Below are 26,182 nucleotides of genomic sequence, written 5' to 3' on the forward strand. Positions count from 1 at the left end.
TTTAGTGCTCCAGTATGGGAACCTGAGTAACTGCTGCGTAATTCCCGCGGTTAATTAACACCAGATGACTGTCGGTAATTTCCACTTCATGATTACTGACGTAAAACCGTCGTGATAATGCATCGCGATGTTTGCGTTGTTGCTTCACCCAAACATAACAAAATGGTTGAAAAATCATACCCATGGCAAATGCAATGAATCCACCAGCGAACATCCACTCAGAGGTTACGGGCGCCACAAATAATGAAAAACTGAGCATCGAAAAGCCAGCAACGACAACAACCATCCATGCTGCCATCAGGCGCTTAGCTTTCTGTAGTGATTTTTCGGCATCGCGAAATAAGCAAAGCCGTTGCTGCCAAAGAGTTCTAAGCTGCGATACCGTGTTGCCTACAAAGCCTTCTGTCGAGGCTTCTGCGTTATTCATTCCAGAAGTATCTTCAGCCGAACCTTCCTGCAGCGGAAAGTTATCGAACGACATAATTGGAGGCTCCCACCCTTTAAAATGTTCCAGCAGTGCCGGATTTGGGAAATTCTAATAATGACCGTTACATATATCAATCTATAACATTGAACATGACTGTTCAATAATCAGTCAGAACTTTAAATAGAATTCCTGGCACAAGTGACGGAATGCTGGCGTATATTCGCCGGCTACATCCCTGATCACCAGATCTGTAGTGGATAGTGCATTTTTCGTGCACATTTGCAGATGGGTGAATTTAAGCGCTACCAGATAAGGCATTTTGTTGGTAACAGCGCTCACGGAAAGACGGGCCACAAGCCCAAGCCCTGCGCTTTTGGCGACATCTGTGACGTGAGCTTCTCGTTCGATGGGATAGAGGCAATAAAACACACCACAGTCAGATAATTGGCGTTTTACGACGTCCATGAGTGTCTGCGGTAACAGACTATTTTCTAACCTGGCCGCTGCCCGGGATGGCGTAAGGGAATCATAAGCATTCGACGTATCGTTTATCGATGCAAAATAAGGTGGGTTGGTAATAATGCAATCAAATTGCTTGGGTATAGCTAGCTTCGCAACATCGCCTGATAACACATTCATTCTCGCTGCCCACGGGCTGTTAGCAATGTTTTCATCAGCCTGCACGCAGGCAGCACTATCTAGCTCAACCGCCGTAACGTGAGCCTGAGATTGAGATTTCTGCGCCATCATCAGCGCCAGTATTCCACTACCGGTACCAATATCGAGAATATGTGTGCTGTTACCGGGGTCTGCCCAGCTGCCAAGGATCATGCTATCGGTATTCACCTTCATTGCGCAGTTATCCTGCTTCACGGTGAATTGTTTACAGCGAAACCCACGGCTCATCTCTGTTTTTTCCATTTATTCAAAATGTTGCAGGGTAATCATTTTACGCGCGACGTCGGCGGCCGTCACTGGGCGATACTTTTTAAGCGGCCCCACCATGAGTTTCCCCAGCATGGGCGCCAAAGCTTGCATGATATCTTCAGCAGGTCGCGATTCTGTTCTTTCGCCCAACAATAAAGATGGCCTAACGGCTGCTGCATTGGGTAATTGCGGCATACGCATCAGCGCATTTTCTAACTCACCTTTTACCCGCAAATAAAAGTTAGCGCTTTTTGCATCGGCACCCACAGAGGAGATCCAAACAAAACTTTCCGCGCGCTGAGCACGGGTTAACTGGGCCGCAATGTGCACGTATTCAAAATCAACCTTCCGAAACGCCGCTTTCGAACCTGCGATTTTCATCGTGGTCCCCAAACAGCAGTACACGTGACTCACACTGAAATAGCCCTGGTAGTCCTGCAATGCGTCGAAATCGATAACAATGGGATTCAGCTTTCCCGCTGGATCGCTGAATAAACTCGCAGGTAAAGGACGACGAACCAGCAGGGTGATACTGGTATAGCGAGGATCGACAAGTAACTGGCGAACCAACGCCTTTCCCACTAATCCTGTCGCACCCAGCACCAAAGCAGTTTTATTGCCATGCACCTTATGTCATCCTCTATAATCACAACAAATAATAACTAGCATCTAAGACAAAGCCGAAGATAACAAATGAAAAAAACTTTATTACTGGGAGCCCTCATGCTCAGTTCACTGGCTCATGCCAAAGATCTTACCATCGAACGAATTTACGATTCGCCCTCATTGGAAGGCAGTGCGCCGCGTTCGCTGAAAGTCTCTCCTGACGGCCAACGCGTAACCTTTCTACGCGGTAAAGAAACCGATTACGACCAACTGGATTTGTGGGAATACCACATTAATTCAGGTGAAACCCGCATGTTATTCGACTCAGCAACCCTGGCACAAGGCGATGGCGAGCTGTCTGATGAAGAAAAAGCCCGCCGTGAGCGCATGCGTCTTTCTGGTAGTGGTATTGTAAGCTATCAGTGGTCAGCCGATGGTAAAGCCCTGCTGTTCCCACTTGGTGGCGATGTATTCTATCATCAGTTGGGTAAAGAAGGGGCCAAGCAACTGCTTGATACCGACGCGTTTGAAACCGACATCACCTTGTCGCCCAAGGGCAATTACATTGCCTATATCCGCAACCAAAACCTGTATGTTAAACACATTGCTACTGGCAAGGAAACCGCCATAACTCAAGGCGGTGGCGGTAATATTAAGTACGGTATGGCCGAATTCGTGGCCCAGGAAGAGATGAGCCGGATGACTGGCTACTGGTGGTCGCCGGATGAAAGCTATATTGCCTTCACCCGTGTGGATGAATCGCCGGTTGAAGTGATCACCCGTTCCGAGATTTATGCCGACAACATCAAAACCATTGAACAGAAGTACCCTTCTGCCGGTACCCCAAACGTAGAAATCACGTTAGCCGTTCAGAACATTGAAAGTGGCGAGCGTCAGTGGATTGATTTGGGTAAGAACAAAGATATCTACCTGGCCCGTGGTAACTGGATGCCAGACTCAAGCGTATTCACCTATCAATGGCAGAGCCGTGACCAACAGCAACTTGAACTGCGCGCTTACGATCTGTCTACTAAGAAGCAAAAAGTGTTGCTGAAAGAAAGCAGCGACACCTGGGTAAACTTGAACGACGACCTGCGTTTCCTCAGCGACAGCAACCAGTTTATCTGGGCGTCTGAGCGCGATGGCTTTAAACATCTTTATTTGTACAACAACGACGGCTCACAGGTTCGCCAACTAACCAAAGGCGACTGGGTGGTTGACGATGTGGTTGCAGTAGATAAGAAAGCTGGCGAAGTTTACTTTACCGGCCGTAAAGACACCCCACTGGAGCGTCATCTGTATCGCGTACCACTGGCCGGTGGCGACATCACCCGTATTTCTCAGGAAAACGGTTTCCATAACATCACCTTCTCGTCAGATGCTTCAATCTATGTAGATAGCATGTCGACGATTAATCATCCTGCACAGGTCAGCCTGCATAAGGCCGATGGCGAACAGCTTACCTGGCTGGAAGAAAACGCCATTGATGAAAATCATCCGCTGGCGCCATACATGGACAGCTGGACAAAACCTGAGTTTGGCAGCTTCAAAGCTGATGATGGCGCAGAGCTTTTCTATCGCCTTTACAAGCCTGAAAACCTTGAGAAGAAGCATCCGGTTATTGTTTACCTTTACGGTGGTCCACACGCCCAAGTAGTAACTAATAGTTGGGCGGGCAACCGTGGACTGCTGATGCAATACTGGGTTGACCAGGGTTACGTGGTATTCAGCATCGATAACCGTGGTTCTAACTATCGCGGTAAAGCCTTTGAAGACCCGATTTTCAAGAAAATGGGCTCTATTGAAGTACAGGATCAAGTTGCCGGGGTGAAATTCCTGCGTACGCTACCTTACGTAGATGCAGACCGTATCGGCGTACATGGCCACAGCTACGGTGGATACATGACCTTAATGACCATGTTCCAGGCAGGTGATTATTTTGCAGCGGGCGTTTCCGGCGCGCCGGTCACTGACTGGCGTCTATACGATACCCACTACACCGAACGTTATATGGGTAACCCGAAAACCGACGACGATGCCTATACAGCATCAAGTGTGTTCCCTTATGCGAAAGATCTAAAAGGTGATCTGCTGATTTATCATGGCATGGCAGATGACAACGTTCTGTTTACTCACAGCACCAAGCTGTACAAACATTTACAGGACATGGCAATTCCGTTTGAAACAATGGATTACCCGGGTAAAAAACACAGCATTCGTGGTAAGCAGACCGGCATTCACTTGTACAAAACAATCACTAATTTCTTCAACCGGAATTTGCATCCGGAAAAAGACTAAACTAAAAACGGGCTGCTAAATTGCAGCCCGTTTCTCTATTTTCGTTTTACTCATCAGCCGAACAATCGATTCGCTAACTGATGCTGCACACCTTGCGCAGCGTTTTTACTTAGTTCAACTTCAATCGCCTGGTCCTGCCCTGAAACCCAAATTTTAAGCTCAGAGTCGGTGTCGAAATGGCCTGCCGTTTCTACCACAAACTGGGTAATAGACTTATAAGGAATAGAGTGATAATTCACTTTGCGGCCTGTGAGTCCTTGCTTATCAATCAGGATGAGTCGGCCCGAAGTAAAGACAATCAGGTCTCTCACCAGTTTGTAAGCACTTACAACAGTTTCACCATTGCCTAATACAGGCGCTAGCTCTTCACCCACCGCCTGTGGATCAGTTTCGCTGGCATTGCCGAGTAACGCATCAAATAAACCCATGTGCTCTCCTTTTTACTGTTCACGCACGAAGTCGACTTACATTATCACGGCTTTGTAATCTGTTCATTAATGGTAATGGCTTCCCGAGTGCGAAACCCTGCCCAAAATCCACATTCAGTGCTTTAAGCGCCTTGCAGGTAGCATCGTCGGTAACAAATTCGGCGATAGTTTGCTTGCCCATACTTTGCGCGATGGCATTGATGGCTTTTACTGTTTCATGATCAATACTGTCGCTGGCCATGTTTTTCACAAACGAACCGTCTATTTTGACGAAATCCACATCCAGATTTTTCAGATAAGTAAACGAAGACATGCCCGCACCAAAATCATCCAAAGCAAACAGGCAGCCTTTTTCTCGCAAAGTATGAATAAAGTGTTTCGCTGCGCTGATATTGGTGACCGCTGCGGTTTCGGTTATTTCAAAACAAATCTTATGCGCGGGCACTTTCGACGTCATCACTCGCTTGACGATATGGTCGAGTTTTGCCGGGTCACCTAACGTTAAGCCAGACAAGTTTATGGCGACCTTACCAAGATGCTCCAAATGCTCAGGATAGGCTTCGAGCGTGGTCAGTGTCTGGTCGACAACCCAGCCGTCTATTAAATTCATCAAGCCGTGACGCTCAGCTAACGGAATAAACAGCCCTGGACTGATTAATCCGCCCTGTCCATCGGGTAAACGCAGCAAAATCTCATAATGTTGCAGGTCAGCCTCTACCGTGGTCATTGGCACAATTGACTGACTATAGAGCTCGAATTTATGTTCCCGCAGCGCCCTGTGGACAATTTGCAAGACGTTGCTTTCACTATGGGCATCCGGCAAACTATTCAGCGAATCCACCACGATATAACGATTCCGCCCTTGATATTTAGCCTGATAACAAGCGTTGTCAGCCGCTTTGATTAGTTCAGCAGCAGAGCCACTTTCCTGGTCGATAGCAATCACGCCAATACTGGCGCCAACATAGAAAAGACGATCTTCGTGAATGAATCGGTAACTCGCTATGGCCTCTAATATAATATCCAGCTTTGCCGTTGCCTGAGTGATTGTCTGGCCAGCAAAAATAATACAGAACTCATCACCACCAATTCGCGCCAGCAAATCAGTAGGTTCAAGGTGAGACGCAAAAAGCTCGGCCACTTCCTTGAGCAGTTTGTCACCCGCCGGATGCCCGCAACTGTCGTTTACCAGTTTAAAGCGGTCCATATCGATAAAGCACATTACGCCGGTCTTTTCGCCTTGCTTGACCTGCTCAAGTAACGTTTTTAGTTCGCTGTCGAAAGCGTAGCGGTTTAACAGACCAGTAAGCTGATCGTGACTGGCCTGCCAGCTGACCTCTTTCTGTAACACCTGTTCAGTAGTGACATCGCGAAAGGTCATTGCCAACGTTTTGTCCGCCTTAACCATTTGCACTTTCAAGCATTCAGAAGGTACCGACGCACATTCAACCTTAAGGAAGCCTTCAAATGGCTCGCCAGTAAATACCACCTTTCGCCCGGCCTCAGTGAGCGATTCATGACCCAGCAAACGCATATGTTCATGAAGCGTGGCAGATACGGCCTCACCCTGAAGATAGGGAAACATTGTAAAGCTCATGCGATTGGCTTCGAGGAGCACGAACTCGCCATTGTGCAACTGATAAATTAACAGTGCATCCAGCGCCGCATCACTGGCTGTACGGTAAAGTTGCTGACTTTGCGTTAAATTCATCGCACCTTTGAGTTGCTTATGGAAGACCCAACTCACTAGCAACGACATCAATACTCCAACAACGCCAATTAAAAACCCGGGGTTAAATGTTGCGGGACGACTCTGAATACGCAAAGACCACTGACGGCCAAGAAATTGAATATCTGAGATAGATATTACAGAGCCATCTTCCACAAAATCCCCTGCTTCCAGTACATGACTATTCTTATCCAGCAACATGAAATTAAACTGAGGGCCAACGAGTTCCCCCATAATCACATTTAACGTTTCGCTGATATCGAAGGTAGCCACAACGAAACCCAGTTCGGGTTGCTGACTACTGATGGCCCTGCCGTATATCAAAAAATAATGGCCGGTTTTGTCAGAGCGACGCAGCACACTTTGAAATTGTTCTGAAGGGCTAAGCGAAGGTAACCCAGAGCGGATTGGAATGCCGCCATCATTTGCCAGTTTCGACACACTTTGCGCATGATTTCTTGGCAGCGAAATCCAGCGCACAAGACCACTATTATCGACCAGAGATAAAGACGTGTAACCATGCTGAATATTCATCAGCGATACAGCTTGCACATTAAACCAATCAATTTCATTTGGGGAGAATGCCGGCCAGGCCTGCATTAAGTTAATCATGGCCTGTCGGCGCTCAGTGGAAAACAGCTCCAGACTATTCACCACCTGCTTAGCCAAGGAACGCGCTTTGGATACACGAGACGTGCGATCGTCATTCACCAGATACACACCTGCAGAAATGAACAACATACTGAGCAGCAGAAATAAAATTACCGGGAGTAAGTAAACCCTGCTTTGTTTTTGTTGTTGCATGACATGACGGCTCGACTATGTAAGTGCTTGCTAAAATACGTCAGAAGTATGAATTTTTTATTAATTCACAGCCCTGGCGGAAAAAGTGATAACGTATATCGCAACAACGCTACCCACTTCGGAGAATTTTGTGTCAGCAATTCAACTACCTGAATTTAGTGATGTTCAGGCTGCATCAGCGCGAATAAAAGGCAAGGTGCTACGCACGCCACTGTTGGAGTCTTCACTGTTGAACCGCTGGTTGGGCCAGCGCATTTTATTTAAAGTTGAATGTCTGCAAACCACGGGCGCCTTTAAACTACGCGGCGCGATGAATTTTCTAAGCAAGTTGGCCGAACAAGGCGCATTGCCCGAAAAAATCGTAGCCAACAGTTCAGGCAATCATGCTCAGGCGGTGGCATTTGCAGCGTCGCAATTCGATATACCGGCGTGCATTTATTCAACCGAGAACATCTCTGCAGTAAAAGCCGCGGCGACCAAAAGTTACGGGGCAGAGCTAAAGCTGTTTCCCACCCGCCCGCAGGCTGATGCGGCTGTGGCAGAGGCGGCAAAAGAAGCGGGGACAATTTGGATCCCGCCTTTTGATCATCCTGATATTATCGCTGGGCAAGGTACCGCTTGTATGGAAGCCATTGAGGATGCAGGAAAGGTCGATGCTATTTTTGCGCCGTGCGGTGGTGGCGGCCTGATATCGGGAACGTTACTTGCCGCCCGTGGACTCGCGCCAAACGCAAAAGTGATAGGTGCAGAACCGCAAGCTGCTAACGACGCATCCCGTTCATTGCAAAGTGGCATTATTGAATCGCTTCCCGGCCCGGCAGACACTCTGGCAGATGGTGCAGCAACGCCCTCTGTCGGTTTGCACACATTCCCCTTGCTGCAGCAATTAGACGATTTCTACGAAGTGGATGAAGTTCAAATTGCTTACTGGACGCAATGGCTCCAGCATCTGCTCAAAATCCATGTGGAGCCCACCAGCGCCCTTTCCATGTCTGCAGTGGTATCGTGGTCCCTCGAAGTGCCACCGGGTCAAACTGCGGTTGTTATTCTTACTGGCGGAAACATTAGTCAACAAAGTATGCATAAAATCTGGAGCTCGGATTACTTGCTTCAACCCCCTAACCTCACAGAACAGGAACAATAATGAAAAATAAAAATACCTGGCGGATAAGTGTGTTGTCGCTGCTGTTTTCAGCATCCACAGCATTGGCCGATACCACACTGGTAAAGAACGTGTCGGGCTACACCCTTGATGATAGTGGTAAGCTAATATCGTTTTCGTCAATTCTTATTGAGGATGGCAAGGTTAAAACCCTTGATCCAACGAGCATGCGCGCTGATGCGGTAGTCGATGGCGATGGTAATGTGATGTTGCCCGGCTTGATAGACGCCCATGGGCACTTGCTGGGCCTCGGCAGCAGTTTGTTAGAAGTGGATGTACGAGACAGCCGTAGTGCTGCAGATGCTGCCAAGAAAGCCGCAGCCTATGCCTTTGCACATCAGAAGCAAGCATGGATTTTCGGCAGCGGCTGGAACCAGGAAGTCTGGCCGGATCGTAGTTTTCCTACCGCAGCGATATTGGATGCTGAAATCAGCAACCGTCCCGTATGGCTGACCCGGGTAGATGCGCATGCAGGATGGGCCAACACCAAAGCACTGGAATTAGCAGGCATTACCAAAGATACGCCCGATCCAGTGGGCGGAAAAATCGTCCGCGATAACGATGGCAACCCTTCCGGGGTACTCATTGACAACGCCATCGGACTAATGGAAAAGGTGATGCCTAAGGCAGGAGCAACGTTATACCAGCAGCAACTTGATGCGGCAGGGCAACACTTATTGTCTGTGGGGATAACGGCTATGCACGATGCTGGTGTGCCCCATTCCGTGTATGATTTCTACCTCGCTCGGGCTGCAGAGCAGACACTACCGGTGCGCATTTATGCCATGATCAGCGCCACCGACGACGACCTTGATAGCATGTTAGATAACGGACCGGTTCGCAGTGCTGACGACTTCCTCTTCATTCGTAGCGTAAAAGCGTACGGCGACGGCGCACTGGGCAGTCGCGGCGCCGCATTATTAGCACCTTATAGCGATGATCCACACCAATCCGGTTTGTTGCTCACTCAGCCTGAAGAAATGGCGCCTCTTTTCTCAAAAGTACTCGGAGCAGGGTTTCAGCTTAACTTTCATGCCATCGGCGATCGTGCTAACAGGATGGCACTGGATCAGTTTGAAACCACGATGAAGACATTCCCGAACCGGGATTTCAGAAACCGTATCGAACATGCTCAGGTTATTCACCCTGACGACCTCTCTCGCTTTGCTGAACTTAACATACTGCCTTCTATGCAGCCGACTCACGCGACCAGTGATAAAAACATGGCAGAAGACCGTTTAGGTAAAGATCGCATGGAAGGCGCCTATGCATGGAAGACATTGCTAAATTCAGGCATTCCTATTCCGCTGGGCTCAGACTTCCCGGTAGAACTGGCAAACCCATTCTACGGTTTGCATGCAGCGGTTACCCGACAAGATCGCAACAATCAGCCGGTTGCAGGCTGGTACGCCCATGAAGCCATGACAGTTGAACAGGCTTTCCGGGGCTTTACGCTGGATGCCGCTTATGCCGCGCACATGGAAGACACTTTAGGCTCATTAACGCCGGGGAAATGGGCGGATTTCATTCTTGTCGATCGGGATATTTTCGATATTCCAGCACAAGATATCTGGAAAACCCAGGTACTGGAAACTTGGAGTGCAGGTATTCAGGTGTTTAAAGAAAACAACCCGAGACTACCTGAATAAACAAAGTGGGTTCAGTGTTGTGTTATGAACACTGAACCCACTTTTTATGTTACGAAGGTGGCAGTAGCGGAGACAATACATACGCTACGATATTGCGGTATTTTCCTACCGACACGAATTGCGCTTCATCAGCATCAAGCCCCACTCGCCGTGAAACCACTTCACCATTGCGAAGAATATAATTCACTTTTAGGGTAACCGCTGAGCCTGTAGCCCGGGTAGTTCCAGGTATTACCGATTGTTTTTGTTCTGTATTTTCCCAGACTGCAAGACCATTAACTCGCTCAATATTTTCTCTGTAAGGATGAATAAAAGCCATGCCCTGAACGTCAGGGTCTGATTCAAAAAGGTCAGAGGCGGTTTTCTTAATGGCGTAATTCAACACTCCAGCATCAAGCATTCCAGTCGCAGAACTGTACAATCCCCCTTGTGAACCAGCAGCACTATAAAAGTGCTGCTGGGTTTCTGCCTGGTGGTTTTGTAATTGCTTCTTAGCCAGAAATTCAGCGGAATCAGCAATAAACTGCCGGGTATAGGGTGAAAACGGGTCAGTAAATGCGGGGGGCAGCATTACAAAGTGCACACCGTCAGATTGGCTTTCATCAACGGGCAGTTCGATTGCCGGAGACGTTATCCTGGGATCAAAGAATATTGGCTCCAGCGTTTTACATCCGGTTATCCCCAGCAGAAGCATGCCAGCAATGATTAGGTTTTTCATTACTTCTTGCGCTGCTTAATATTAGCGAGATGCGTGAACGCGAGATCCAGTGCGTTCGCCAATTGCGCTTCATCATCAAAAAGGTATTCGACCGTTTTCATTTTGGCATTGCCGTCATCATCAAAGCGGGCCAGCAACTCAATACCACCGCCGACAAAAGACAGATCTTTATACTCTGTGTCTTTAAAACTCAGGTAAATGTACGCACCTGGGAGGTGCCCGGTCTTCTCAACGAAGAAAGATCCAAGTACATCACCGGCATCGACTCCATCCTCCAGAAAGTCCTCTGATTGTCCATACCAGTCTGCGGTGTAGCCCAGCAGGAAGTTATTTGAGAAGTGAGCCTGCGTGATATCAATTCCGGCAAACAGAAAGATATCAACATTGAGTTTTTCCTTCGTTTCTCTCAATGCCTGATTATATAACTGGTCATACAAAGCTTCATTTATCTGACCCGTATTCGAATTGTAGAGGTCAGGGGTTTCTTTTTTCAGTTCTTTCAGGCGTTTGTAGAAGCTGCTGGCATCCACGGTTTTGAAGCCCGCCTCTGCCAGCTTGGTTTCAATGCGTGGCTTATAGAATTGTTTTAGTTTTGGGGCAAAGTATTCAAGACCTTCAGGCACATCAAAACTGACCAGACCAACCGTCTGATAATTAGTAACAAGACTTTTAGTGTTCAGGTAATCGGGTGTAGATTTACAGCCGGCAACGGCAAATAGCACAAGAATAAATACCAGTAGTTTGTTCATGCAATACTTCCATGTGAAGGAGATTTCGTACTACGTCCGGCACTTTGCACTGAAATGTTATGTTCTCAGCGGCTATGCTGAACAGCGAAAATTGAGATTATCAACTCAAAACTCTTTTTACAATTGCTTTACAACGGTAAAAAGATGATTTCCATCCCCACTATGCAATAGTATTTACTGACATCTACAATGTTGCGATAAGTTATTTATTATTAACAAAAAAGAGGTTTTACACCTCCTTTTGATAAACTTACCAAAGTGTTTTTATCCACTTTTCTGTACTGATGAAGTTCCAGCTCCAACTGTCCCACTGGCTACCCAGGCCTTTTTCAATTGCCTGCTCCTGAGTGAGTCCATCCGCTTTCATTTTCTCTACTGTGCTGCGGGTTTCTTCAATCATCGCGAGAAAGTTTTCGTAGTCAGCTTTGTCTGCCAACGGGCCATGACCGGGAATAATGATGGTATCGTCATCAATTTTACCCAGTAAGGTTTTCACCGCCGCCACGTATCCATCAACGCTGCCACCGGAACTTAAATCAATAAACGGAAATCGTTTATTGAAGAACAGATCACCAGTGTGCATGACATTCGGCTCTTTAAACCACACCACACTATCGCCATCGGTATGACCGTGTTCGAGGTGAAAAACGTTGAGGGTTTCGTTATTAAAGTGAATGGTAATGCCATCTGCGAACGTCACCACGGGCAACGCGCCCGGAGCAACTTTTTCATCTGACGCCAAACGAACACGCACATTTTCGTGGGCGAAAATTGTGCTGTCTTTGTGGTCGTGGAAGAATGCGTTGGCGCCAGTGTGGTCGCCGTGGAAATGGGTATTTACCAGATATTTAGGTGCATCGTTACCCAATTCTTTCAGTGCGGCCGCAATCTTTTCAGCCAGTGGCGCAAACTGATCATCAATAATGAGAATACCGTCTTCACCGGCAGATACGCCGATATTGCCACCGGCGCCTTCAAACATATGCACTGAACCGCGCAGCGGCGTATCTTTTATTTTAACGTTATCAAAATCCTGAGCGAATGCGCCACCTGTGCAGCCAATAAGCGTGACTACCGCTATCAACGAATTAATTTTTTGTTTAACTGGAAATATCATCTTCTTTCCCTGTTTACGTGTGTTATGGCTGATACGTAGCTTACAAATGAACAGTGCATTTGCAGTTCAGGTTTACCTGATGTCGCTTCAACGGTATCCGTTAGTCCGGATTATGCTCGTCAACATAACGAAATCTCGGTACAGCTTCGCCATCAACCTCTACATTCTCAACAAACATCTCCAGTGGTCTTACCCACAACGCTCTGTCGCCGTATTCGGGGCGATAGACGACCAATTTAGTTTCGTCTTCGGAATGGGTAGCCACACCAATAACAGTATAAAAGTTGCCTTTATAATGCTGATAAGTTCCGGGTTTAATGCTGTTTGGCACCTTAGTCATCCTCCAAAGGTAGCTTTAATTGTTCAACAGATGTTCCGTCAGCCAGACCAATATGAATACCCACCAGCCTCACACCTCTTCCCCTTGAACGCTGCCAGGCTTCGTCGAGGAGTTCATAAAAGAAAGGCGCTTCAATATCGTGATGCCGGTGCTCTACTGTGGTCTGTTGAAAATCCTGGAATTTTAGCTTAACACCCTGCGAGCGTATGAGGCAGCGTTTTGCGCCAGATTTCTGTAAATGTGACGCTATTCGTTGCTGCATTTTCTCCCACAACGCAGGGATAACGTCCCGGCACTCCTCTAGCGAGTGTAAATCTGTGCTAAAGGTACGTTCAACACCTATGGATTTGCGTTCCCGAGTGGTATTAACATCACGATCATCAATACCGTGAGCACGATTCCACAACACGGTGCCAAATTTCCCCAGCTCCTTTTGCAAACGCTCGAAGGGGTATTTCCGCACGTCAGCACAATTATGCAAACCCAAGCGCTGCAACTTTTGTTGCGTCACCTTACCTACCCCGGGAATTTTAGCCAATGGCATGGCACGAACGAAACTATCGAGTTTGTCCGGCGTGATCACACACAGGCCATCGGGCTTGTTTTCATCACTGGCAACTTTGGCTACAAACTTACAAGGAGCGACACCAGCAGACGCGGTTAGATTCAGCTCTTGCTTGATTCGCCGGCGAATATCTTCAGCGATTAACGTGGCGCTGCCATTAAACAAGCGCGTGTGTGTGACATCAAGGTAGGCTTCATCGAGTGATAAGGGTTCGATGAGATCGGTGTAATCGTTGAATATTTCGCGGATTTTCTGGCTTTCTCTAACGTAAACATCCATGCGGCCAGGTACGAGAATGAGATCAGGGCACAAACGTTTCGCATAAGCGGTAGCCATAGCCGAACGTACACCGTATTTACGCGCAGGGTAGTTGCAGGTAGAAATAACGCCACGGCGGTCAGAGCTGCCGCCAATAGCTATGGGCTTATGGGTTAACGACGGATTATCACGCATCTCAACTGCCGCGTAGAAGCAATCCATATCAACGTGAATGATTTTCCGCACATCGCCACCACACTGTATACATACACAGCATTTTAACGAAAATTGCCAGCAATAGAAGTGTTTAATTGGTCTGCTCTAATACTCCTCTTCTCTTTGCTGAATAAAGCAGATTTTTTGCAAAGTATTATTTCGCCCTTGCTAAAAAATTTCTGAAAATTTATCCACGCCACCTATAAATCTGTTTTTATTTCATTTTTATGAATTTAAATATTAAGTGACGCCTATCTGTCTGTACCGCCCTGTTGCTGTATCTCGCAGCGAAATACTCACCCCTGTAATACGTGTCTATTCCGATACGAGATTATGCGACGTTATACGTTACAGCCCCCACCTATCCGTAGTATAGATTTCGTGCTGCTTAGCAAAAGTAGCTTTTACAACGCTTGCGTATCGCCGTTTCATTTAGCCGATTTTTTAGTCGACGGAACGGCAAAGGAAAAACAATAAAGCCATCTGAAATGGCGTGCACAGGCCGGTTAAACACCCCGAAGTAGCGCTCCGCAGAGAGCGAGTGGGAAAAAATAACGACAAGACAGGAAAATAAATGTCCAAATCATACACATTTCCAACCAAAACCCTTATTGCAACGTCATTAAGCTTAATTGCTCTGTCGGCGAATGCGATTACTGAAACCAGCGACGCAGGTCCGATCAAGGTAGCGTCATCGCCCCTAACACCATTAGATTTGAAAGAACTTCGGGCGCTCCAGCGCAATGCAAGGGGTGGCGCGGAAGAGCGCTATATTGTGACCTTCAAGACAGGTATTGCTGAAGAAACAGAATCTGGCCTGGAGACTACCAGCAAAGCCAATCCGCGGGCGATGTCAGTAGCATCAGTGAAATCGGCCATTCAGCGTGTAGGTGGTAAAACACATAAAGTAATGTCACGCCATGGTATGGCGTCGGTAACGCTTAACAAGAAAGCACTCAATGCGCTTATGAAAAACAAAGACATTGAGGTTGCTCCCGATCCAAAACGCCACCTGATGGCGCAGACCACACCTTACGGTTACAACATGGTTCAGGCAAACCAACTTTTCCAGTCTGATACCAGTGCCCGTAAAGTGTGTATTATCGACACAGGCTACAATCTTGGGCATCCCGATCTTCCCGGTCAAAATGACGGTGTTACCGGCCAGGGGAATAACAGTGCGGTTGGTAACTGGTATAACGATGGGAACGGTCATGGCACACACGTGGCAGGCACCATTGCTGCCTACGACAACACAGAGGGCGTGATTGGCGTTTATCCCGGCGTAAACTTACACATAGTGAAGATTTTTGATGATAGCGGCAGCTGGACTTACGCTTCAGATATCATCACCGCCATTGACCAATGTCAGGATGCTGGCGCCGACGTGGTAAACATGAGTTTGGGCGGAGCGGGTTCATCGTCAGCTGAAGCCAACGCGATGCAAGGCTTTGTTGATGACAACATGCTATTGGTTGCCGCTGCTGGTAACGATGGCAACAGTTCCCTTTCTTATCCGGCATCTTACGATGCAGTTGTTTCAGTTGCTGCCGTAGACTCCGGTAAGAACCGTGCGAGCTATTCTCAGTATAACTCACAGGTTGAAATCTCAGCCCCTGGTAGCTCGGTCTATTCAACCTATCCTACAAACAGCTATGCGACTCTTAACGGTACATCCATGGCGACCCCTCATGTTGCAGGTGCAGCGGCACTGGTATGGAGCTTTCACCCTCAGTGTAGCGCAAGTCAGATACGCAGTGCATTAGCCGCAACTGCGGAAGACCGTGGCAGCGCAGGTCGTGATAACTATTACGGCTATGGTCTGGTTCGCGTGGGAGAAGCCAACAGCTACCTGAACAACAATGGTTGTGATGGCAGTGGGGATGGCGGCGGTACGCCAACGGAACCCGGTGTAGAACCGGTATCAGGTCAACTTACTGGTCTTTCTGGTTCACGTTCAGCTTGGGATCGATACACCTGGACCATCCCCGCTGGCGTTTCCACTATGACCATTCAGATTGCCGGTGGCAGTGGCGATGCAGATCTCTACGTGCGATACGGCTCTCAGCCCACGACCAGTGCGTACAATTGTCGCCCATATAAGAGTGGCAACAACGAAGTATGTACCTTCACTGCACCTGAAGCGGGAACATGGCATATCGGACTGCGCGCATATAGCACCTATAGCAATGTAACCATGAGCTATTCTTACGAGTAATCCCAACCTCTCGTAGAATAAAAAAGGCCGGTACAAGATGTATCGACCTTTCTTTACACTGTTAATTCAGCGTACCCATTACAGGATCTGGTTGTCTTTCCATTCCGCAATTTTCTTCTGACGGGCTTCTTCTCTTTCCATGCGCGCTTTTTTCCGGTCGCAAGGCTCCGGGCAATCACAGGCCTTTTCAATACCCAGCGCACCTAACCCGCCGCAGCTACCGGCGATAGACTTCTTTTGCACCATGTATCCAACACCCATGGCCATCACCATGGCGAGAAAGAATACGAATGCGAGAATAAAGGTGGACATAGTTAACGACTCCTAATTTTTCACTTCAACGATTTCATCGAACTGTGGCGAAGCATATTCTTCAAATCCGTCTTTCGTTCGTTTGATCAGAAATACGGCTAAATCCTCTTTCTCCGCAAGCGCTTTTGCTTCATCCCAGCCCATCACGTTAAATGCCGTAGCTAAACCATCAGCTGTCATTGATGACGGATGCACCACAGTAACCGACACCAGATTATGGGTGATTGGTGATCCCGTGCGCGGGTCAATCAAATGCGAATAACGTTTGCCATCCATCTCATAGTAATTGCGGTAGTCACCCGACGTTGCAATTGCATTGGTACCCACTGAGACAATTTTCTGTACAGAGCGTTCCGTTGACACGGGTTTCTCAATGGCTATCAACCATTCCTCACCATTGCCCCGTTCGCCCTTCACGCGCATTTCGCCGCCGATTTCTACCAGATAATCATGTACGTTATTCTTCTCCATGATTTCCGCAACCTGATCGACACCATAGCCCTTGGCGATGGTCGATAGGTCAACGTAAACCATTGGGTGCAACTTACGCAATCCATCCGGCGTCATATTGATTTTATCAAGACCAACATAGGCGCGCACTTCTGCAACTTGCTCTTCGCTAGGTACTTTTTCAGGGCGCTTATTCGGACCAAACCCCCAAAGGTTTACCAACGGGCCTACCGTTACATCCAATACACCGTGACTAAGTTCACCGAGTCTAAGCGCTTCATTCACTACTTTCGTTGTTTCAGCACTCAGAGCCACAGGCGTTGTGTAACGATTCTGATTGAAGCGAGATAATTCTGACGTTGGGTCGTAGGTAGACATCAGCTTATTGATTTCTACCAAACGCGCATCGATCTCATCCTGCAGACCTTCAATTTGTCCGCGTTCATCAATCACATACTTTACATTGTAGGTTGTCCCCATGGTGTTGCCATGAAGATGAACAACCTGTTTTGCTTCCTGAGCACAGGCACTCAGAAGCAGACCAGCAAGAAAAACGATACCAATCCGCAAATACTGACTAATCACTTGTTATCCTTTATCGACTAAAAAAGGGGGCTAAGCCCCCTTTTCAATTATACCGTTTGCTGATTAACCACCAAAGTCATCAAGCATGATATTTTCGTCTTCTACCCCAAGATCTTTCAGCATGTTAATAACAGCTGCGTTCATCACAGGAGGACCACACATGTAGAATTCACAGTCTTCCGGTGCTGGGTGGTCTTTCAGGTAGTTTTCCAACAATACGTTGTGGATGAAACCTGTTGCACCAGTCCAGTTATCTTCAGGCTGCGCATCAGACAGTGCGACGTGCCATTCGAAGTTATCATTCTCTTTGGCCAGTTCGTCGAAATCTTCTACGTAGAACATTTCGCGCAGTGAACGGGCACCGTACCAGAATGAAATCTTACGGGTTGATTTCAGTCGACGAAGCTGGTCGAAGATATGTGAACGCATTGGCGCCATACCTGCACCACCACCGATGAATACCATTTCTGCGTCAGTCTCTTTAGCGAAGAATTCACCGAACGGACCAGAGATAGTCGCCTTATCACCTTCTTTCAGGCTCCAGATGTAAGAAGACATCTTGCCCGCAGGCAGAGACAGATTATTAGGCGGCGGCGTAGCGATACGCACGTTCAGCATAATAATACCTTCTTCTTCCGGGTAGTTAGCCATTGAGTAGGCACGGATGGTCTCGTCATCAACTTTAGATTCGATGTCGAAGAAACCAAAACGTTCCCAGTCTGGACGATACTCTTCAGGAATATCGTAATCCTTATATTTCACGTGGTGAGCAGGTGCTTCGATCTGAATATAACCACCAGCACGGAAAGGAACGCTTTCACCGTTAGGAATTTTAAGCTTAAGCTCTTTGATGAAGGTCGCTTTGTTGTCGTTGGAGATAACTTCGCAATCCCACTTCTTAACACCAAAGATTTCTTCTTCCAGCTCAATCTTCATGTCTTGCTTAATCGCGACCTGACATGACAGACGGCAACCTTCACGCGCTTCACGCTTAGTGATGTGATCAAGTTCGGTAGGCAGAATCTCACCACCACCTTCTTTGATGTCTACACGACACTGGCCACAAGAACCACCGCCACCACAAGCAGATGATACGAAGATACCCGCTTCTGCCAGCGCGCCTAACAGCTTGCCGCCAGGCTGAGTAGTAATCGCTTTCTCAGGATCGTCGTTGATCATGATAGTTACGTCACCGCTTGGTACCAACTTAGATTTGGCAAACATGATAATAAATACCAGTGCCAGAACGATGACAATAAACATGCCAACGCCAAGTAACATTTCAATACTCATTTATATGCTCCTTTGCGTTATTACAGCGCGATACCAGTGAAAGACTGGAAGCCTAACGCCATCAGACCCGCAATCATGAACACAGAGCCCAGACCACGAATACCATCAGGCATATCAGCATACTTCAGTTTTTCGCGAACAGCCGCCAGCAGTACAATTGCTAACGCCCAGCCGATGCCGCTACCAACACCGTACACGAAGCTCTCACCCAGGCTGTATTCACGTTGAACCGCGAATGCAACACCACCGAAGATTGCACAGTTAACTGTGATCAGTGGCAGGAAGATACCCAGTGCGTTGTAAAGTGCAGGGAAGAACTTATCCAGCGCCATTTCCAGGATCTGAACCAACGCAGCGATAACGCCGATGAAGGTCAGGAAGTTCAGGAAGCTCAGGTCCGCATCAGGGAAGCCAGCCCAAGCAAGTGCGCCCGGAGCCAGAATGTTTACGTAGATGATCTGGTTAACTGGAACAGAAATACCCAGTACCACGATAACCGCTACACCCAGACCCATCGCTGTTTTAACTTTCTTGGATACGGCCAAAAACGTACACATACCCAGAAACAATGACAGCGCCATATTTTCGATAAAAATCGAACGAACAAATAAAGACAGATAATGTTCCATGACCATTACTCCTTAGGCTCAACCTGTTCAGGACGCAGGGTGCGCAGAATCCACACCATACCACCGATCAGGAAGAATGAGCTGAAAGGCAGGATAAGCAGGCCGTTCGCCTGATACCAGCCACCGTTTTGTACCAGAGGCAGAATTTCGAAACCTAAGATGGTGCCGAAGCCGAACAGTTCTTTCACTGTACCGATACAAATCAGAATGAAGGAGTAACCCAGGCCATTACCAATACCGTCTAAGAAGCTCATCAGCGGAGGACTCTTCATCGCATACGCTTCTGCACGACCCATTACGATACAGTTGGTAATAATCAGACCAACGAACACCGAAAGCTGCTTGGATATCTCATAAGAGTAAGCTTTCAGAATCTGGTCTACCACGATTACCAGCGACGCGATAATCGTCATCTGGATGATGATCCGCACGCTTGATGGGATTTGGTTCCGGATTGCGGAAATAAACAAGTTGGAGAACGCCGTTACGCTGGTCAGGGCCAGAGCCATAACCAGAGCCGTTTCCAGCTTAGTAGTAATCGCCAGAGCTGAACAGATACCAAGTACCTGCAGGGCGATTGGGTTGTTGTCGAGAATCGGTCCAAAGAGGACCTTTTTCATTTCTTTAGTGTCAGCCACGATAAGTATCCTTTATGAACGCCATGCTTGTTTCTTAAGGAAAGGACCGAAGCCCTGCTCGCCTACCCAGTACTGAATGGTGTTTTCAACACCGTTACTGGTCAGGGTCGCGCCGGAAAGTGCGTCAACAGAGTATGGGCTTTCAGGGTTAGCGTTTTTCTTAACCTCGATAGCCACGTCGCCGTCTTTATACAGCTTCTTACCATCCCACTTAGCCTGCCAGGATGGGTTCTGCACTTCACCGCCAAGTCCTGGCGTTTCTTTTTGCTGATAATAGATAAGCTCTTTCACAGTCTGGCCATCAGCTTTAACAGCCAGGAAACCGTACATCAGATCCCACAGACCACTACCATGAACTGGCAGAATCACGCGGGAAACATCACCAGCTTCGTCTTCAACCAGGTAAACACTTGCTACCTTTGCGCGTCGCTGGAAGCCAACATTACTGTTTTCAACCTTGATGCTGGTTTCGTCTTCTTTAGCCGCTTTGTACATGTCGTAGTCTTCAGACGGCTTTTCAGTGAATTCACCAGTACTTAAATCAACATAACGCGTTTGGACGAACTCTTTAAACGTTGCATCGATTTCGTCACTGCTCATGCCCATTTTGTAAAGGCCTGCAGCAGTAAGAATGTTAGTTTGCTTATCGAGCTTAGCATTAGCCTGCTGCTGAGAGCGCAGACCTACCGCAGCACCTGATACGATAATGGAGCAAACAAGACAGACGGCAACAACAACGCCAACTGTTTTTCCTAAAGTTTCTTTCTTAGCCGACACGAGCTACCCTCCGCTTAATATTGCTTTGCGCGACGAAATAGTCGAACAGTGGCGCCCACAGGTTGGCAAACAGAATTGCCAGCATTACACCTTCAGGGAAGGCCGGGTTGAGCACACGTACAAGTACGGTCATGAAACCGATGAAGATACCGTAAGCCCACTTACCCTGGTTGGTAAATGACGCAGATACCGGATCAGTTGCCATGAAGAACATTGCGAAAGCCAGACCGCCGACAACAAAGTGCCATTGCGCAGGCATTGCAAACATCGGGTTAGTGTCGCTGCCGATCATGTTCAGTAAGGTTGCGAAGAACGCCACACCTACCGCTACACCCGCAACGATTCGCCAGCTGGCAATACGCATGTAGATGATGAACAGACCACCCAGCATAATTGCTAAGGTTGAGGTTTCGCCTGAAGACCCCTGAATGAAACCGAAGAAATGGTCCCACCATGCAGCGGTATCAGAGAAGTCGTAGCCAGTTGTTGCCGCTTGACCCAGGGTAGTTGCACCTGAATAACCGTCAGCCGCTACCCATACTTTGTCGCCAGACATTGCTGCTGGATACGCGAAGTAAAGGAATGCACGACCTGCCAGAGCAGGGTTAAGGAAGTTACGACCGGTACCACCAAAGACTTCTTTAGCGATAACCACACCGAAGGTAATACCCAGTGCAACCTGCCACAGAGGTACAGTAGCAGGCATTGTCAGTGCGAACAGTACAGACGTTACGAAGAAGCCTTCGTTTACTTCGTGCTTACGTACAGAAGCAAACAGCACTTCCCAGAAACCACCTACCGCAAATGTTACCGCGTAGATTGGCAACCAGAAGCAGGCACCGTAGAAGAACAGACCCAGGCCACTGGCGTTAGCGATATCGCCGCCCAGCGCAGTGAACAGGCCAGCCTGCCATGAATCAGGTAGAGATGCACCGCCAGCAATAGCGTCTTGCGCTTGCAGGCCGATGTTATACATACCGAAGAACATTGCCGGGAAAGTCGCGATCCACACCATAATCATGATGCGTTTCAGATCGATACTGTCACGTACGTGGGTACCGGCTTTGTTAACCATACCAGGAGTGTAGAAGATGGTTGCAGCTGCTTCGTACAGGGCATACCACTTTTCGTACTTTCCACCTGGCTCGAAATTTGGTTCGATTTTTTCCAGATAGGCTTTTAAACCCATGACTTAACCCTCTTTCTCAATGGTGGTCAGACAGTTACGCAGAATTGGACCGTAGCTGTATTTGCCTGGGCACACGTAGGTACACAGCGCTAAATCTTCTTCGTCCAACTCCAAACAACCCATAGCCTGAGCACTGTCGGTGTCGCCTGCAATCAGGTCACGCAGTAACAGTGTTGGAAGAATATCCAGAGGCATAACACGCTCGTAGTTACCGATTGGAACCATAGAACGTTCTGAACCGTTGGTAGTGGTAGTCATGTCGAAATCTTTGCTACCCAAGTGACCCAAGTAAGCACGGGTTACTGAGTGCTTGTCTGAACCAGGGGTGATCCAGCCAAGGAATTTCTTCTCACGACCTTCCATCAGCGCAGACACCTGTAGGTGATAGCGACCAAGGAAACCATGAACACCGCGTGCAGTGGTACCGTTCAATACAGAACCAGAAACCGTGCGCACTTCACCTTCGTTAAGCTCACCGGCAGTCAGTTCAGCGATATCTGCACCCAGTAACGTACGTACCAGACGAGGATTTTTCGCTGCAGGACCAGCCAAAGAAACAACGCGACGGTTATCAACTTCACCCGTAGTCACGAAGGCACCGAAAGCTAATACGTCTTGGTAATTAATTGACCAAACGATTTTCTTCGCACCTGCCGAATCTAAGTAATGAATGTGCGTACCAGCCAGGCCTGCCGGGTGTGGACCACCGAACTCTTCAACATCAACGGCTGCATCGCCGGTAGATACTGAAGCACCTGCTGCTTTACACACGTATACCTTACCGCCTGAAAGTTGCTTAAGCACTTTTAAGCCAGCAACAAAATCGTCGCTACGCTCAGCGATGATTACTGCAGGATCTGCAGCCAGTGGGTTGGTATCCATTGCGTTAACAAAGATGGATGAAGGAGTAGAACCTACCGCAGGTACTTTACTGAATGGACGGGTGCGTAAAGCAGTCCATAGACCGGAGTCTACCAGTGAAGTTTGCAGTTGTTCCTTGGATGCGCTAGCGATCTGGTCTGCAGCAATTTTGTCGAAAGTAACAGCTTCGCTGCCTTCGATTTTAATTACAACAGATTGAAGAACACGTTTGGCGCCGCGGTTTACTTCTACCACTTCGCCCGCAGCCGGTGCAGTGAACTTCACGCCTGGATTCTTTTTGTCTTCAAAAAGAATCTGGCCTTTAGCCACTTTGTCACCAACCTGGACATGCATGGTAGGACGCATGCCAACATATTCTTCTCCCAGAACGGCAACGCGCGTGACAGCAGCTCCATCGGAGATTTGCTGTTGCGGCGCTCCCTTGATAGGGAGGTCGAGACCTTTCTTGATTTTTATCATACGTAATCGCACTACTCTAATAGAAGAACCCTTATGCATAACTGCAGCCTGAGCTGCCTGCATGCAGAAGCGCACTTCTTAATCAGGTATCCGTCACCCAAAGTTTTATTGAATTTCCGTTGCAGCGTTCTCACCAACCAGTTTCTGGCGGTAAATCTCGATACGTGCCGAGAATATCTTATTATTAGGGCCGTTGTTTTTACTGAAACCAGCCCCATAGCTACTACTGAAGCGGTGTTGAAGTAAAAACCGGAAGCAGAGAATAAAACGCCCTCTACTTAACTACGGGATTTTAGCATCATCGCAACGCGTTACGCTATGCAAATAATGGATAATCCACAATATTTGTTAATTTTTAATATAACCGCTGGTTAATTTTGCAATACACAGGTAACAACCTGCGATGTCAGGCGCTTTTCTAGTGTAGACCATCTCGGCCTGACTGCTCAGAAAGTGAGCGCGCTATTCACTGGCAGATGCCAATACTTCGGAATGGCTGAAAATACTACCACACTGAATGTGATTTAAATCTAAGACTTAACGCCTATATTCTGACGTAAAACGCAAAAAAGCCGTCTGTCGACGGCTTTATTATTATTTTGTCAGATTACCATTTAACCACAGTATCAACGTCGGCTTCGTAATCTACACCTGGAATATCAAATCCAAACAACTTGAGGAACTCATGATGATAGCCAGCGTAATCACTTAATTCATGGAAGTTGTCTTGCGTTACCTGATCCCACAGTGCCTTGATTTTCGCCTGGGTGGCATCGTTGGTTTCTTTACCGTCCATACGATAGCGATTTGCTTCGTCTACCGCGCCGGTTTCACCGTAAAGGCACTCTGTGTACAGACCAAAGATTTGTTCAATACAACCTTCATGGGTGCCTTCTTCTTTCATCACTTTGTAAATCAGTGAAATGTAAAGCGGCATAACCGGAATAGCTGAACTCGCCTGGGTAACCAGGGCTTTTAATGAAGACACGTTTGCCTCAACCAGTTTATCAGTGTGCTTACCGATAATGGCAGCGGCCGCGCGGTCGAGATCTTCTTTCGCCTTACCGATAGTCGCCTGACCGTAGATAGGCCAAGTCAGCTCTTTACCGATGTAAGTATAGGCCGTGGTCTTACAACCTTCAGCCAGCACGCCAGCATCGCCGAGGAAATCCATCCAGCGTTCCCAGTCTTCACCGCCCATTACCTTGATAGTGTTGTGAATTTCTTCATCGTTGGCAGGTTCCAGGGTGACATCGTGCACTTTATCTTTGTCGGTGTCGTAAGTTTTAGTGGTATAGGCCTGACCTACTGGCTTCAATGTCGACTTGAAGGTTTCACCACTTACCGGGTCGGTACGGCGTGGAGAAGCCAGTGAATAAATCACCAAATCAACAGAACCCAGGTCTGCTTTAATTTGTTCAATCACCTGCGCCTTCATTTCATCTGAAAAAGCATCGCCGTTTAAGGTTTTTGCGTACAGGCCATTTTGCTCAGCCTGTTGATGAAATGCTGCAGTGTTATACCAGCCCGCTGTCGCTGTTTTGCGCTCAGTCGGCTCTTTTTCGAAACAAACACCTAAGGTTTTCGCACCATAGCCAAAAGCGGAAGTGATACGTGATGCCAAGCCGTAACCGGTAGAACAACCGATAACCAACACATTTTTAGGGCCGTCACCAAGGTCGCCCTGCTGACGAACATAATCAATTTGCTCTGCTACTGAAGCAGCACAACCCGCTGGGTGTGCGTTAGTACAGATGAAGCCTCTGACTTTAGGCTTGATAACCATAGTAGTTTTTCCTTTGATAATTGTGCGCGTATTGTAATCGCGTCTGTGGCATTTACAACTCTGAGCAGATGTCGTGTGAAGATGCCATACAGGCAGGAAGGTAGCGACAGTGTGTACGCACTGCCGCCATGGGGATTAACCCAGGATGTCGAGTAACTCAACATCGAATACCAGCGTAGAGTAAGGGGCGATCGCGCCGCCTGCACCCTGTTCGCCGTATGCCAGATCGTAAGGAATGTACAGTTTCCATTTTGCACCTACTGGCATTAACTGCAGTGCTTCAGTCCAGCCGCGGATCACACCGTTTACTGGGAATTCTGCAGGCTGACCGCGCTTGTAAGAGCTGTCAAATACGCTACCATCAATCAGTGTACCGTGATAATGAACGCGAACCGTGCTGTCTGCAGCAGGCTTGTCACCTTCACCGGCTTCAATAATTTCATATTGCAAACCGCTTTCGGTTACCGTAACTTCATCACGTTCTGCATTTTTTGCAAGGTAAGCGTTACCTTCTTCAATTACCGCTTTGCTTTGCTCAGCTTTAGCAGCCTGCATGCGTTGGTGAATTTCACCAAATGCGTTGCGCAGCGTGTCGGTATCAACCTGTGAGGCTTGACCATTGAACGCATCGCTCAGACCATCGAGTACTGCATCTAGAGACAGGCCTTCGAACGGATTGGATTTAAGCTGCTCTCCCATTTGGAAACCAACACCATAGCTTGCTTGCGTTTCTACGCTGGTATATTTATCGGTCACATTGACTCCTGAAAGTAAATTACAATATTTGTACATTATTTAGCCGCATTTCGTTACTCAAAGTGCATGCCAAATAACCTGGCACGGAGTGTATCATATCAGCCTGCAACATGCTTGGGGCTTGGGATTTGTTAAATGAACTTTTCATTAAGGTTTAATTTATAACGGAATGACGTTAGACAAGTTTAACAATTTTGAAGTATGGTTATGGGCAT

General features: G+C 47.8%; 24 protein-coding genes. 4 read left to right on the forward strand and 20 right to left on the reverse strand.

All coding sequences use genetic code 11. The features are described from left to right. Nucleotide 1: 1 nt before the first annotated feature. From ACXAFQ_RS11055 to ACXAFQ_RS11065, 3 genes are all read right to left on the reverse strand, one after another. A complete protein-coding gene (locus ACXAFQ_RS11055) occupies nt 2–481 on the reverse strand; it encodes a hypothetical protein (RefSeq protein WP_474821648.1) in 480 nt (159 codons plus the stop codon). A gap of 114 nt (nt 482–595) precedes the next feature. Further along, complete coding sequence (locus tag ACXAFQ_RS11060) at nt 596–1,333, reverse strand: tRNA1(Val) (adenine(37)-N6)-methyltransferase (protein WP_474821650.1); 738 nt, start codon at nt 1,331–1,333, stop codon at nt 596–598. 15 nt (nt 1,334–1,348) lie between these two features. Next, on the reverse strand, nt 1,349–1,981 hold the full coding sequence (locus tag ACXAFQ_RS11065) for an NAD(P)H-binding protein (RefSeq protein ID WP_474821653.1): 633 nt from the start codon (nt 1,979–1,981) through the stop codon (nt 1,349–1,351). A gap of 66 nt (nt 1,982–2,047) precedes the next feature. On the opposite strand from ACXAFQ_RS11065, the gene ACXAFQ_RS11070 reads away from it, so the two are divergent. Then, a complete protein-coding gene (locus tag ACXAFQ_RS11070; RefSeq protein ID WP_474821657.1) occupies nt 2,048–4,258 on the forward strand; it encodes a S9 family peptidase in 2,211 nt (736 codons plus the stop codon). Between the two features lie 53 nt (nt 4,259–4,311). On the opposite strand, the gene ACXAFQ_RS11075 is transcribed toward ACXAFQ_RS11070, so the two are convergent. Both ACXAFQ_RS11075 and ACXAFQ_RS11080 read right to left on the reverse strand, forming a co-directional pair. Beyond that, a complete protein-coding gene (locus tag ACXAFQ_RS11075) occupies nt 4,312–4,686 on the reverse strand; it encodes a PH domain-containing protein (protein ID WP_474821659.1) in 375 nt (124 codons plus the stop codon). A gap of 19 nt (nt 4,687–4,705) precedes the next feature. Then, complete coding sequence (locus ACXAFQ_RS11080; protein ID WP_474821662.1) at nt 4,706–7,219, reverse strand: putative bifunctional diguanylate cyclase/phosphodiesterase; 2,514 nt, start codon at nt 7,217–7,219, stop codon at nt 4,706–4,708. A 139-nt stretch (nt 7,220–7,358) separates the two neighbouring features. On the opposite strand from ACXAFQ_RS11080, the gene ACXAFQ_RS11085 reads away from it, so the two are divergent. Further along, on the forward strand, nt 7,359–8,363 hold the full coding sequence (locus ACXAFQ_RS11085; RefSeq protein ID WP_474822427.1) for a serine/threonine dehydratase: 1,005 nt from the start codon (nt 7,359–7,361) through the stop codon (nt 8,361–8,363). Further along, nucleotides 8,363–10,030 (forward strand): amidohydrolase, encoded by a 1,668-nt coding sequence (locus tag ACXAFQ_RS11090; RefSeq protein ID WP_474821665.1) that lies wholly within the window; start codon nt 8,363–8,365, stop codon nt 10,028–10,030. The genes ACXAFQ_RS11085 and ACXAFQ_RS11090 overlap by 1 nt, the downstream gene beginning before the upstream one ends. 49 nt (nt 10,031–10,079) lie before the next feature. Here the strand turns inward: ACXAFQ_RS11090 and ACXAFQ_RS11095 are convergent, their stop codons facing one another. The 5 genes from ACXAFQ_RS11095 to dinB form a co-directional block, all read right to left on the reverse strand. Next, the gene (locus ACXAFQ_RS11095) at nt 10,080–10,748 is read right to left on the reverse strand and encodes a hypothetical protein (protein WP_474821667.1); all 669 of its coding nucleotides are present in this window, start codon (nt 10,746–10,748) and stop codon (nt 10,080–10,082) included. Further along, nucleotides 10,748–11,497, reverse strand: a complete 750-nt coding sequence (locus tag ACXAFQ_RS11100; protein WP_474821671.1) for a hypothetical protein — start codon at nt 11,495–11,497, stop codon at nt 10,748–10,750. The genes ACXAFQ_RS11095 and ACXAFQ_RS11100 overlap by 1 nt, the downstream gene beginning before the upstream one ends. Nucleotides 11,498–11,747: 250 nt before the next feature. Next, complete coding sequence (locus tag ACXAFQ_RS11105; protein WP_474821675.1) at nt 11,748–12,614, reverse strand: MBL fold metallo-hydrolase; 867 nt, start codon at nt 12,612–12,614, stop codon at nt 11,748–11,750. Nucleotides 12,615–12,714: 100 nt separating this feature from the next. Next, nucleotides 12,715–12,945, reverse strand: a complete 231-nt coding sequence (locus ACXAFQ_RS11110; protein ID WP_474821677.1) for a DUF1653 domain-containing protein — start codon at nt 12,943–12,945, stop codon at nt 12,715–12,717. Between the two features lies 1 nt (nt 12,946). Further along, nucleotides 12,947–14,023: a DNA polymerase IV gene (gene dinB / locus ACXAFQ_RS11115; RefSeq protein ID WP_474821679.1), complete on the reverse strand. Its 1,077-nt coding sequence runs from the start codon at nt 14,021–14,023 to the stop codon at nt 12,947–12,949. A 544-nt stretch (nt 14,024–14,567) separates the two neighbouring features. Here dinB and ACXAFQ_RS11120 point away from each other — a divergent pair. Continuing rightward, complete coding sequence (locus tag ACXAFQ_RS11120) at nt 14,568–16,211, forward strand: S8 family serine peptidase (RefSeq protein WP_474821681.1); 1,644 nt, start codon at nt 14,568–14,570, stop codon at nt 16,209–16,211. A 78-nt stretch (nt 16,212–16,289) separates the two neighbouring features. Here the strand turns inward: ACXAFQ_RS11120 and nqrM are convergent, their stop codons facing one another. From nqrM to ACXAFQ_RS11170, 10 genes are all read right to left on the reverse strand, one after another. Next, the gene (gene nqrM / locus ACXAFQ_RS11125; RefSeq protein WP_474821683.1) at nt 16,290–16,523 is read right to left on the reverse strand and encodes a (Na+)-NQR maturation NqrM; all 234 of its coding nucleotides are present in this window, start codon (nt 16,521–16,523) and stop codon (nt 16,290–16,292) included. 12 nt (nt 16,524–16,535) lie between these two features. Continuing rightward, nucleotides 16,536–17,558, reverse strand: coding sequence for an FAD:protein FMN transferase (locus ACXAFQ_RS11130; RefSeq protein ID WP_474821685.1), 1,023 nt, complete (start codon nt 17,556–17,558; stop codon nt 16,536–16,538). A gap of 63 nt (nt 17,559–17,621) precedes the next feature. Further along, complete coding sequence (nqrF, locus tag ACXAFQ_RS11135; RefSeq protein WP_474821687.1) at nt 17,622–18,851, reverse strand: NADH:ubiquinone reductase (Na(+)-transporting) subunit F; 1,230 nt, start codon at nt 18,849–18,851, stop codon at nt 17,622–17,624. A gap of 20 nt (nt 18,852–18,871) precedes the next feature. After that, nucleotides 18,872–19,480, reverse strand: coding sequence for an NADH:ubiquinone reductase (Na(+)-transporting) subunit E (nqrE, locus tag ACXAFQ_RS11140; protein ID WP_474821691.1), 609 nt, complete (start codon nt 19,478–19,480; stop codon nt 18,872–18,874). A 5-nt stretch (nt 19,481–19,485) separates the two neighbouring features. Continuing rightward, on the reverse strand, nt 19,486–20,118 hold the full coding sequence (locus ACXAFQ_RS11145) for an NADH:ubiquinone reductase (Na(+)-transporting) subunit D (RefSeq protein ID WP_070125457.1): 633 nt from the start codon (nt 20,116–20,118) through the stop codon (nt 19,486–19,488). Between the two features lie 12 nt (nt 20,119–20,130). After that, nucleotides 20,131–20,895 carry a Na(+)-translocating NADH-quinone reductase subunit C gene (locus ACXAFQ_RS11150; RefSeq protein ID WP_474821695.1) on the reverse strand — a complete coding sequence of 255 codons (765 nt, stop codon included), beginning with the start codon at nt 20,893–20,895 and terminating at the stop codon, nt 20,131–20,133. After that, nucleotides 20,885–22,084, reverse strand: coding sequence for an NADH:ubiquinone reductase (Na(+)-transporting) subunit B (locus ACXAFQ_RS11155; protein ID WP_474821697.1), 1,200 nt, complete (start codon nt 22,082–22,084; stop codon nt 20,885–20,887). Before ACXAFQ_RS11155 ends, ACXAFQ_RS11150 begins: the two co-directional genes overlap by 11 nt. Nucleotides 22,085–22,087: 3 nt before the next feature. Then, a complete protein-coding gene (locus tag ACXAFQ_RS11160; RefSeq protein WP_474822432.1) occupies nt 22,088–23,425 on the reverse strand; it encodes a Na(+)-translocating NADH-quinone reductase subunit A in 1,338 nt (445 codons plus the stop codon). Between the two features lie 607 nt (nt 23,426–24,032). Then, nucleotides 24,033–25,211 carry an enoyl-ACP reductase FabV gene (fabV, locus tag ACXAFQ_RS11165; RefSeq protein ID WP_474821699.1) on the reverse strand — a complete coding sequence of 393 codons (1,179 nt, stop codon included), beginning with the start codon at nt 25,209–25,211 and terminating at the stop codon, nt 24,033–24,035. A 135-nt stretch (nt 25,212–25,346) separates the two neighbouring features. Continuing rightward, nucleotides 25,347–26,003 carry an FKBP-type peptidyl-prolyl cis-trans isomerase gene (locus ACXAFQ_RS11170; RefSeq protein ID WP_474821703.1) on the reverse strand — a complete coding sequence of 219 codons (657 nt, stop codon included), beginning with the start codon at nt 26,001–26,003 and terminating at the stop codon, nt 25,347–25,349. Nucleotides 26,004–26,182: the final 179 nt, after the last annotated feature.

This window comes from Alteromonas sp. ABH2_165 (assembly GCF_056159945.1).